This is a genomic window from Kocuria sp. ICS0012, from assembly GCF_001665945.1.
In the GTDB taxonomy this organism is placed as follows: Bacteria; Actinomycetota; Actinomycetes; order Actinomycetales; family Micrococcaceae; genus Kocuria; species Kocuria marina.
The window spans coordinates 16,831-27,667 of the sequence record NZ_LZMM01000076.1; the positions used below are offsets into that span (position 1 = coordinate 16,831).

Below are 10,837 nucleotides of genomic sequence, written 5' to 3' on the forward strand. Positions count from 1 at the left end.
CGCACGCGAGGAGAACGCCTCAGCCGGGGCGGTTGACCATCGCGTGGGCGGCGCGGTCGAAGTAGTCCCACATGATGCCGTCGTGTAGCGGGGACAGCTCCAGGGTGTCCATGGCCGCGCGCATGTGCGTCAACCACGTCTCGCGCGCCCACGTGTCCACGGGGAACGGGGCGTGGCGCATCCGCAGTCTGGGGTGCCCGCGCTGTTCGGAGTACGTGGTGGGTCCGCCCCAGTACTGCTCCAGGAACATCCGCAGCCGCTCCTCCGCGGGTCCCAGGTCCTCCTCGGGGTACAGCGCCTTGAAATCGGGGTCCTGCGCCACGCGCGCGTAGAACTCCCGGGTGAGCTTGGCGAACGTCTCGTGCCCGCCCACCTGGGCGTAGAACGAGTCCGACGACGCCGCTTCGGCCACGCCCCGCGCGTCCCCCACCTGTTGTGGGGGCTGGGTCACCGAGCCGGCGGCCGACCGGGAACCCACCGCACCCAGCGTGAAGGTGCGCCGCCCCGCCGGAGCAGCGGCCTGCGGGTCGAGTGGCTGGGAAGAGTCCTGCGTCCCACTCATCGGTCGGCCTCCGGGGTGTGGGCCGTGGTGTCCCGCACCGCCGCGGCGTCCACGGCCTGGGCGCGCACTGCGCGGCGGGCGGCGTCCTGGCGTTCCAACACGATCCGCCGCAGCCCGGACAGGGCCGGGTCCAACCGGTCGAGGAACGCCTGGGCGGCGTCGACCGTGTCCTGGCCGACGGCCCGGGGGAACAGTCCCACGGCGATCTGCTGCGCGAGTTCGTGCGTGCGCTCGGTCCACACACCCGTGACGGCGTCGAAGTAGCGGGAGGCGTACGGGGTGACCAGGGCGTCGTCGTGCACGCGGAAGAAGCCGGCGATCGCCGCTTGTTGCTGGGAATTGGGCAGCGCGCCCTCGCTCACGACGAGCCGCCACGCCTCGGCCTTGGCCTCCGGGGTGGGGATCGCGGCGCGCGCGGTGGCCGCGGCGATCGCACCGGTTTCGGTGTTGTCCTCGGCCAGCGCACGGTCGACGTCCTCGGCGCCCTTGCGGCCGGCCGCGACGAGCGCGATCAGCACGGCCCAACGGGTGTCCGTGTCCAGTTCGATCCCCTCGGGGACGCCCCCGTCGAAGAAACCCTCGATGCGATCGAAATGCACCTCGGTGCACGCCCGGCGCAGGAAGGCCCGGAAGAACTGCCACTGGTGGTCGGAGCCCGCCTCCGCGGCGGCCGTGAGATCCCACAGGGTGTCCGCGGCCCGGGCCCGGACCTCGTCCGCGTGCTCGGGGGCGAGGTAGCGGTCCAGGGCCACGTCCAGCTGGCGCAGCTGCACCTGCACGGCCGTGGAGTCGGTCTCGTGGCCCACGTTGGAGAGCACGAGGTCCACGTAGTCGCGCGCCGGGCTCACGCCGTCGTGCACGGAGTCCCACGCCGCGGCCCACACGATCGAGCGGGGCAACGACTCCTCGAAGTCTCCGAGGTGGGTGGTGGCCGTGGCCAGGGAACACTCGTCCAGGCGGATCTTGGCGTAGGCGAGGTCGTCGTCGTTGAGCAGCACCAGGTCCGGGAGTTCGCGACCCACGAGCTGCGGGACGTCGGTGAACTCGCCGTCCACGTCCAGCTCCACGCGGAACGTGCGGCTCAGCAGTCCGGTGTCCTCACGGTGGTCGTAGAAGCCCACGGCCACGCGGTGGGGCCGCAGGGTGGGATGGCCGTCCTGGCCCAGCTGCTCGATCCGGAAGGACGTGATGACGCCATCGTCATCGGCCTCGACCTGCGGCACCAGGGTGTTCACGCCCGCGGTCTCGAGCCAGCGCGCGGACCAGTCGGTCAGGTCGCGACCGCTGGCCGCCTCGAGCTCGACCATGAGGTCCGAGAGCTCCGTGTTGGACCACGCGTGCTTGTCGAAGTAGCGGTTGAGCCCCGCCATGAACTCCTCCTGGCCCACCCAGGCCACGAGCTGCTTGAGCACCGAGGCACCCTTGGCGTAGGTGATGCCGTCGAAGTTCACGAGCACCGCCTCGAGGTCCGGGATCTCGGCCTTGATGGGGTGGGTGGTGGGCAGCTGGTCCTGTTCGTAGCCCCAGGACTTCTCCCCGGCCGCGAACGTGGTCCACGCGTTGGTGTACCGGGTGTTCTGCGCGCACGCGAGCGTGGACATGTACTCGGCGAAGGACTCGTTGAGCCACAGGTCGTTCCACCAGCGCATGGTCACGAGGTCCCCGAACCACATGTGCGCGAGCTCGTGCAGCACGGTGATCGCGCGGCGCTCCACGCGGGCCTGCGCCGGCTTGGAGCGGAAGACGTAGGACTCCACGAAGGTCACCGCGCCCGCGTTCTCCATGGCGCCGGCGTTGAACTGCGGCACGAAGAGCTGGTCGTACTTCTCGAAGGGGTAGGACACCCCGAACTGGGACTCGAAGAATTCGAAGCCCTGCTTGGTGACCTCGAACATCTCCTCGGCGTCCACGTACTCGAACAGGGAGCGGCGCGCGAACAGGCCCAGCTCGATGGTGCGTCCGTCCGAGGAGACCAGGCTGTCCGTGGTCTTGACGTAGGGGCCCGCAATCAACGCGGTGATGTAGCACGAGATCACGGGGGTGGGGGAGAACTCCCACCGGGCCACACCGTCCGCCACTGGGAAGGGTTTCGGGGTGGGCTGGTTGGACACCACGTCCCAGTCGGCGGGTGCGGTGACCGCGAACTGGAACGTGGCCTTGAGATCGGGCTGTTCGAACACCGGGAACATCCGGCGGGTGTCCGCGACCTCGAACTGGGTGTAGAGGTACACCTGCTCGTCCACGGGATCCACGAATCGGTGCAGGCCCTCACCCGTGTTCATGTAGTACATCCGGGAGTCCACCACGAGCTCGTTGTGCTCGGCGAGATCGGGCAGGTCGATGCGCTCGCCGTCGCTGACCTTCGCGGGGTCCAGGAAGGTGCCGTTGAGGGTCACGGAATCCACGGACGCGGTGATCGCGTCGATGAACGTGTGCGCTCCCGCTTCGGCATCGAACGTCACCGTGGTGCGCGCCCGGAAGGTCTCGGGGTCCCCCGTGAGGTCCAGATCCACGTGGTAGGACTCAACCGAGATGATCCGCGCGCGCTCGGCGGCCTCCGCTCGGGTCAGGTTCGTTCCGGGCACAGCGGCGTTCCTCTCCTCGACGACAATTCGATGCCCGCGCGGGGCATCTTGCCATTATGGCAGCCGTCGCAAGTCCCGCCGCGGGCCCCATGCCGCCGACTCGGGCCCGCGTTCTTCCTCGCACGCATACCGCGACGGCACGGCCCCTCCGCCGGTCCGATCGTTGCCCGGGCGCGAGCCGGGGGAGCGCCCGCGCCGGTGGGATCGGCGGCTAAGGTGGAGGCGACCCTTTCCCGTCGCGGAGCAGACGTGCCGGTTGCCCCGCGACCACCCCGTCCAGGAGTTGCTGACGTCCCATGCGCGTGCACATTGCCACCGACCACGCTGGCCTCGAGCTGTCCCACTTCCTCATGCAGCGGCTGAGCGAGGACGGTTACGAGATGATCGACCACGGCCCCGCGGTCTACGACGCCGCGGACGACTACCCCGCGTTCTGCATCAGTGCTGCCCAGGGGGTCCGCGAGGACCGCGAGAACGGTCTGGACTCGCTCGGCATCGTGCTGGGTGGTTCCGGTAACGGCGAGCAGATGGCGGCCAACCTGGTCCGGGGGATCCGCGCGGCCCTCGTGTGGAACGAGGACACCGCCCGGTTGGCCCGGCAGCACAACGACGCCCAGGTGATCGCGATCGGCGGGCGCCAGCACGGCAACGACGAGGCCCTGGAGCTCGTGCGGATCTTCCTCGGCGAGCCGTTCTCGGGGGAGTCCCGGCACGTGCGCCGAATCGAGCAGCTCGCCGAGTTCGAGCGCACCGGGGACATCGTGGGCCACCTCTCCGAGGTCCCGGTCCGCCCGTACACGCAGGACTGAGCGGGGGCGTCGGACGTGCCCGAGGGCCACTCGATCCACCGCCTCGGGCGTCAGCTCGGGGACCTGTTCGTGGGCCAGCGGTTGCGCGTCTCGAGTCCCCAGGGCCGCTTCGCCGCGGGTGCCGCCGTGCTGGACGGGCGCGTCCTGACGTGCGCCCGCGCCCACGGCAAGCACCTCTACCTGGACTTCGCAGCGCCCTGTGACCCGGACGACGTCGTGGTCATGCGTTCGCACCTCGGCATCTACGGCGCGTGGAGTTTCGCGGGGGACGAGCAGTTCGCGGCGGCGTCCTCGATCGGCGCCCCGCGCCGCGTGGGGGAGCGCGAGTCCGGCTCCGCGGAGGAATCGGCAGTGGCGTACGACGACGCCGGACGGGTCGTTCCCGAGCCCCCGGTCGGTGCCGTGCGGGCCCGGTTGGCCGGCGAGCACGGGTGGGCGGATCTACGCGGGCCGGCCCTGTGCACGGTGGAGACACCGGAGGAAGCGCGGGCCGCGGAGGCCAAGCTGGGACCGGACCCCCTGGACCCGCAGGCCGATCCGGAATCGTTCCTGCGTGCCGCGGCCAAGAGCAAGCGGGCGATCGGCGTGCTGCTCATGGAGCAGAACGTGGTGTCGGGGATCGGCAACATCTTCCGGGCGGAGTCCCTGTTCCGCCGGGGTGTGAACCCCATGACGCCCGGAGCCTCGCTGACCCGCGAGGACCTGCTCGGGCTGTGGGAGGAGAACGTGACGCTCATGGCCGTGGGGGTGCGCGTGGGCCGGATCATCACCACGGATCCGGCGGACCGCCCCGACATCCCGGACCTCGAGGCATGGCCCGAGCATGCGAACTACGTCTACCACCGCCACGGGCAGCCGTGCCTGCGGTGCGGGACCACCGTGCTCAAGCGCGACCTCAACGGGCGGGGGCTCTACTGGTGCCCGAGCTGCCAGGCGTGATGCGGCCTCGCACCCACCGTGTGCCCGGTCCGGTTCGACGCGGCGTCGTACTGCGAGAGTCTTCCGGGGGGGGGTGTCGGGAGAAGGGTCGCGGGAACGAGGAAACCCCGCGGCGCACACGGGTACGGCGGGGTTTCGGGGATCGCTGAGGGGATGACGGGAATCGAACCCGCGTAGCCAGTTTGGAAGACTGGGGCTCTACCATTGAGCTACATCCCCGGGGACGTTGAAAGAGTACACGAGCCCCAGAAACCGTGCCAATCACCGGGTTCTACCACCCGGTTGCCGGGTGCGGGGCCGCGACACGATAGACTGTCGTGATGTCGGCTCGCCCGCGGGCGAGCCGTCGACCTCGTTCCGTCCACGGGCGGAGACGAAACGGAGCGCGTGTCGGGCACGTGATCACGGGGTGTAGCGCAGTGGCTAGCGCGCCTGCTTTGGGAGCAGGAGATCGCAGGTTCGAGTCCTGTCACCCCGACGTCTGAGCGTTGCAGCGCGTCGCGTTGCGGCGCTCGTTGACCGACCGGACCGACCCCGGTCCGTTGTAGCAAGTACCCATCGACCCCAGGAGTGACAGCGGAAGTGAAGAGCGCCGTCGAGAAACTCAACCCCACCGAGGCGAAGATCACCATTGACATCGCTTACGCGGATCTGAAGCCGTTCGTCCAGAAGACCTACAAGGAACTGGCCGAACAGATCCAGATCCCCGGCTTCCGCAAGGGCAAGGTGCCCTCCAAGCTCATCGACCAGCGCGTGGGCTTCGACTTCGTGGTGGAGAACGCCCTGAATGAGGGGCTCAACGACTTCTATCAGCAGGCCCTCGCCGAGCACGAGCTGACCCCGCTGTCGCAGCCCCAGGTCGAGGTGCTCTCCAAGCCGGAGGGTGACGACCGCGAGGCCGACAGCCAGGTGGAGATCTCCGTGGCCATCCGTCCCGAGATCGAGCTGCCCGACTACAAGGGTCTGAAGATCGAGGTGGACGCCCGTGAGGCCTCCGCCGAGGACGAGCAGAAGGCCCTGGACGAGCTGCGCGGTCGCTTCGGCACCCTCAAGACCGTGGATCGCCCCGCGGCCGAGGGTGACCACGTGACCCTCGACCTGCAGGCGCTCGTGGACGGCGAGGAAGTGGACGCCGCCAACGACCTGTCCTACGAGGTGGGCTCCGGCACCATGCTCGAGGGCATCGACGAGGCCGTGACCGGCCTGTCCGCCGGTGAGGACGCCACGTTCGAGACCACGCTGGCCGGTGGCGAGCACTCCGGTGCCGAGGCCACGGTCAAGGTCAAGGTCACGGCCGTGAAGGAACGCGAACTGCCCGAGGTGGACGACGAGTTCGCCCAGCTGGCCTCCGAGTTCGACACCGTCGATGAGCTCAAGGAGGACCTGAAGAAGCAGGCCGCCGAGTCCGTCGCCGTCGAGCAGGGCATCGAGGCCCGTGACAAGGTGCTCGAGAAGCTCGTGGAGCTCATCGAGGTCCCGGTCCCCGAGAACGTCATCGAGGAGCAGGTCACCCAGCACTTCGACTCGCCGCAGGCCCAGGCCTCCGCCGAGCCCGGTCACGACACCGAGGAGCACCGTGCCGAGGTCCGTGAGAACGCCGCGACCGCGTTCCGCAACGAGATCATCCTGGACGCCGTGGCCGAGGCCGAAGAGGTCGGCGTGGAGCAGTCCGAGCTGATCGACTACATCGTTAACATGTCCCAGCAGTACGGCATGGACCCCAACCAGTTCGCACAGATGCTGGACGGCTCTGGCCAGGCCGGGATGATGGTCGGTGAGGTGCGCCGCCGCAAGGCCCTGGCCAAGGTCCTCGAGTACGCCACCGTCACCGACTCCAACGGCAAAGCCGTGGACCTGTCCAAGTTCGTGGGCTCCGCGGACGACGCCGCCGCCGACCAGGGTGCCGAGGCCGAGTCCGCTCCGGCCGTCTCCGAGGAGACCGCCGCGGGCGAAGCTGCCACCGACGAGGCCGCCGAGACCAAGTGAGTCACCCGTTGGCACCCGGGTGAACCGGGTGCCAACGGCCTCCGCGCAACGCCACGACGAGCCCCCCACCGAGGGGACGTCGTGGCGTTTCGCTGTCCGCGTGCCACCATGCGCCAGAAGCGAACACCGCGGAACACCGGGCGTGCACGGGGAGACGGCGCACTACGCTGCTGAGACAGAACGTGTTCATGGGTTCGGTTCGGCGGCGCTCGTTCGACCCGGACCCGTCCAGCAGAAAGAGGGCATTCATGACCTCCACTCCCATTCAGCCGTACGGTGCCGCACCGGCCACTCCGCGTATGGAGGACATGGCGCCGGGTGGTCAGGACGACTACGTCTACAACCGACTGCTCAAGGAACGCATCATTTGGTTGGGTTCCGAGGTGCGGGACACCAACGCCAACCTCATCTGCTCGCAGATGCTGTTGCTCTCCGCCGAGGACCCCGAGGCGGACATCTACCTCTACATCAACTCCCCGGGCGGTTCCGTCACGGCGGGCATGGCGATCTACGACACCATGCAGTTGATCCCCAACGACGTCGTCACGGTCGCCACGGGCCTCGCCGCGTCCATGGGCCAGTTCCTGCTGTCCTCCGGGACCAAGGGCAAGCGCTATGCGACCCCCAACGCGCGCATCCTCATGCACCAGCCCTCGGGCGGCATGGGCGGCACCGCGTCCGACATCCGCGTGCAGGCCGAGCTGATCCTGTCCATGAAGCAGCGGCTCGCGGAACTGACCGCGGAGCAGACCGGTCAGACGCTCGAGACCATCCTGCGCGACAACGACCGTGACAACTGGTTCGACGCTCAGCGCGCCCTGGAGTACGGATTCTTCGACCAGATCGCCCAGTCTGCCGGCAACGTGACCGGTGGCGGCGGAACCATGAAGGACTCCCAGTAAGCAGCGCGCGAGCTGCCAGAACCACCCATAGACTTTCAGGACGGACCAATGAACTTGCCTCACGCCACTGCACCGCAGTTGCCCACCAGCCGCTACGTGATCCCGGACTTCGAGGAACGCACGCCGTACGGCTACCGCCGCCAGAACCCGTACACCAAGCTGTTCGAGGACCGGATCATCTTCCTGGGCGTCCAGGTGGATGACACCTCCGCGGACGACATCATGGCGCAGCTGCTCGTGCTCGAGTCCCAGGACCCGGACCGGGACATCACCATGTACATCAACTCCCCGGGCGGTTCGTTCACGGCCATGACGGCCATCTACGACACCATGCAGTACATCCGCCCCGAGATCCAGACCGTGTGCCTGGGTCAGGCGGCCTCCGCGGCGTCCGTGCTGCTCGCGGGCGGTACTCCCGGTAAGCGCCTCGCGCTGCCCAACGCGCGCGTGCTGATCCACCAGCCCGCCATGGAGGGCCAGGGCGGCGGTCAGGCCTCGGACATCGAGATCCAGGCCAACGAGATCATGCGCATGCGCACGTGGTTGGAGGAGACCATGGCGCTGCACACCAACAGGGCTGCGGAGGAGATCAACCGCGACATCGAACGCGACAAGATCCTCACGGCCAAGGAGGCCCAGGAGTACGGCATCATCGACCAGGTGCTGGACTCCCGCAAGATCAACAAGCCCTCCACGGTCACGCAGGCCTGAGCGGCGACCCGGAGGCGCAGCTTCCGGGGGTGACGAGGGGACCGACGGCCACGGTGCACGGATATGCGGCGTGGCCGTCACGCGCCTCGGCATGATTGGGCGGGCCGTGAGGAGCTCGCTTAGAGTGGACCCAGCATCCGTCAAGACGAACTGTGAGGCTGATACATGGCGCGCATCGGGGAGAGCGTTGACCTGCTCAAATGCTCCTTCTGCGGCAAAAGCCAGAAGCAGGTGCGCAAGCTCATCGCGGGCCCGCGGGTCTACATTTGTGACGAGTGCATCGAGCTGTGCAACGAGATCATCGAGGAGGAGCTCACCGAGGTCACGGAGACGGACCAGACGGAGCTGCCCCGCCCGCAGCAAATCTACGATCACCTGCGGGAGTACGTGATCGGCCAGGAGCCCGCCAAGCGTGCGCTGGCCGTGGCCGTGTACAACCACTACAAACGCATCCGCGCGGGCGTCTCCGGGCACACGCTCACCATTGCGGGCTCCGAGGGGGACGAGGAGGCCATCGAGGTGGCCAAGTCCAACATCCTGTTGGTGGGACCCACGGGGTCCGGGAAGACCTACCTCGCGCAGTCCCTCGCCAAGAAGCTGGACGTGCCGTTCGCGGTCGCGGACGCCACCTCCCTGACCGAAGCCGGATACGTGGGGGAAGACGTTGAGAACATTCTTCTCAAGCTCATCCAAGCCGCTGATTTCGATATCAAGAAAGCGGAGCAGGGGATTATTTACATTGACGAGATCGACAAGATTTCTCGTAAATCTGAGAACCCCTCGATCACGCGGGACGTATCGGGCGAAGGGGTCCAGCAAGCGCTCCTGAAGATCCTCGAGGGCACGGTGGCCTCCGTGCCGCCCCAGGGTGGCCGCAAGCACCCGCAGCAGGAGTTCCTGCACCTGGACACCACCAACGTGTTGTTCATCGTGGCGGGAGCGTTCGCGGGTCTCGAGGAGATCGTGCAGCAGCGCACGGGCAAGAAGGGCATCGGTTTCGGTGCGCCCATCCGGGACACCGCGGACGTGGATCTCACGGGTCAGGTCCAGCCCGAGGACCTGCTCAAGTTCGGACTGATCCCCGAGTTCATCGGGCGGCTGCCCGTGGTGGCCACGCTCTCCAAACTGTCCGTCGCGGACATGGTGCGCATCCTCACCGAACCCAAGAACGCGCTGGTCAAGCAGTACCGCAAACTCTTCCAGCTCGACGGTGTGGAACTCACCTTCGACCCGCAGGCCCTCGAGGCCATCGCGGAACTGGCCATCGAACGCGGCACCGGCGCGCGCGGTCTGCGCGCGATCCTCGAGGACATCCTCATGCCGGTCATGTTCGAACTGCCTGGCCGCGACGACGTCGCCGCGGTGCTCGTCACCGAGGACGCCGTGGCCAAACTGGCCGACCCCGAGATCTTCACGCACGAGATGATCGACGCCGAGCGGCGTCGCCACAAGTCAGCGTGAGCGAAAGAACCGAACGCGCGAAAGGACACCTCATGGCCGAGAAGCAACACGTCGATTTCTGGTTCGATCCCCTGTGCCCGTGGGCCTGGATGACCTCCCGGTGGATGGAGGAGGTCACCCGCATCCGTGACGTGGAGGTGGACTGGCGGATCATCTCCCTGGGCATCCTCAACGAGGACAACCCGGACAACCACCACAACGAACACGTGGAGTCCATGTGGATGGTGCGCGTGATCCAGGCCGCGGCCGAGCAGCACGGCGGCGAGTACTACAAGAAGCTCTATGACGCCATGGGCACCCGCCGTCACCCCGGTGGCATGAAGGACGAGGCCCAGATCATCACCGAGTCGCTCGAGGAGGTCGGCCTGCCCGCCGAGCTCGCGGACGCCAAGGACTCCGAGGACTACGACGCCGCGCTGCGCGAGTCCACCGAGGCCGCCCGGAAGGTGGCCGGTGAGGACATCGGGACCCCGTGCATCGCCGTGAACGGCGTGGGCTTCTTCGGTCCCGTGTTCACCCCGGCGCCCAAAGGCGAGGAGGCCGGCAAGGTCTGGGACGGCGCCCTGGCGCTGGCGTCCTACCCCGGCTTTTACGAGCTCAAGCGCGGGCGCGAGAAGGGCCCCGACTTCAGCTGACGTCCCGCGGCGGCGCGTGCGCCCGACCGCTGCAGGCATGAACGAACCCCGTCACGCACGTGGCGGGGTTCGTTCATGCGCCGGGTGCAGCGCGGAGTGCCCGGTGTGCCGGTGCCGCCCATCGGACCGGGCAAGGACGGCTCCGCGGGGGGGGGGGGCGACGGCGTTCGTGATGTGCCGAGGGGCCCGATCCCGCACGAGGCAGGACGGGGCCCCCAGGAAATTAAAAACAAAGACCCCGGCCTCT

The 10,837-nt window shown here is 68.1% G+C and carries 9 protein-coding genes and 2 tRNA genes; 8 read left to right on the forward strand and 3 right to left on the reverse strand.

Translation table 11 applies throughout. The features are described from left to right. Positions 1-19: 19 nt before the first annotated feature. A complete protein-coding gene (locus tag A5728_RS11860; protein ID WP_035962646.1) occupies positions 20-412 on the reverse strand; it encodes a globin in 393 nt (130 codons plus the stop codon). Positions 413-558: 146 nt separating this feature from the next. Continuing rightward, positions 559-3,147: an aminopeptidase N gene (gene pepN / locus A5728_RS11865; protein WP_064847270.1), complete on the reverse strand. Its 2,589-nt coding sequence runs from the start codon at positions 3,145-3,147 to the stop codon at positions 559-561. Between the two features lie 296 nt (positions 3,148-3,443). Here pepN and A5728_RS11870 point away from each other — a divergent pair, with 296 nt between their 5' ends. Together A5728_RS11870 and A5728_RS11875 are read left to right on the forward strand one after the other, a co-directional pair. Beyond that, entirely contained in the window at positions 3,444-3,956 is a 513-nt protein-coding gene (locus A5728_RS11870) for a ribose-5-phosphate isomerase (protein ID WP_064847271.1), read from the forward strand. 15 nt (positions 3,957-3,971) lie between these two features. Beyond that, positions 3,972-4,895: an Fpg/Nei family DNA glycosylase gene (locus A5728_RS11875; RefSeq protein ID WP_064847272.1), complete on the forward strand. Its 924-nt coding sequence runs from the start codon at positions 3,972-3,974 to the stop codon at positions 4,893-4,895. Between the two features lie 148 nt (positions 4,896-5,043). On the opposite strand, the gene A5728_RS11880 is transcribed toward A5728_RS11875, so the two are convergent. Continuing rightward, a tRNA-Gly gene (locus A5728_RS11880) sits at positions 5,044-5,114 on the reverse strand. Between the two features lie 186 nt (positions 5,115-5,300). On the opposite strand from A5728_RS11880, the gene A5728_RS11885 reads away from it, so the two are divergent. The 6 genes from A5728_RS11885 (at position 5,301) to A5728_RS11910 (ending at position 10,590) form a co-directional block, all read left to right on the forward strand. Then, positions 5,301-5,373 (forward strand) — tRNA-Pro (locus A5728_RS11885). A gap of 104 nt (positions 5,374-5,477) precedes the next feature. After that, positions 5,478-6,881, forward strand: coding sequence for a trigger factor (gene tig / locus A5728_RS11890; RefSeq protein ID WP_064847273.1), 1,404 nt, complete (start codon positions 5,478-5,480; stop codon positions 6,879-6,881). A gap of 299 nt (positions 6,882-7,180) precedes the next feature. Next, the gene (locus A5728_RS11895; protein ID WP_035962642.1) at positions 7,181-7,783 is read left to right on the forward strand and encodes an ATP-dependent Clp protease proteolytic subunit; all 603 of its coding nucleotides are present in this window, start codon (positions 7,181-7,183) and stop codon (positions 7,781-7,783) included. A gap of 48 nt (positions 7,784-7,831) precedes the next feature. Continuing rightward, on the forward strand, positions 7,832-8,494 hold the full coding sequence (locus A5728_RS11900; RefSeq protein WP_035962208.1) for an ATP-dependent Clp protease proteolytic subunit: 663 nt from the start codon (positions 7,832-7,834) through the stop codon (positions 8,492-8,494). Positions 8,495-8,659: 165 nt separating this feature from the next. Continuing rightward, positions 8,660-9,955 (forward strand): ATP-dependent Clp protease ATP-binding subunit ClpX, encoded by a 1,296-nt coding sequence (clpX, locus tag A5728_RS11905; RefSeq protein ID WP_064847274.1) that lies wholly within the window; start codon positions 8,660-8,662, stop codon positions 9,953-9,955. Between the two features lie 32 nt (positions 9,956-9,987). Further along, a complete protein-coding gene (locus A5728_RS11910) occupies positions 9,988-10,590 on the forward strand; it encodes a DsbA family protein (RefSeq protein WP_064847275.1) in 603 nt (200 codons plus the stop codon). Positions 10,591-10,837: the final 247 nt, after the last annotated feature.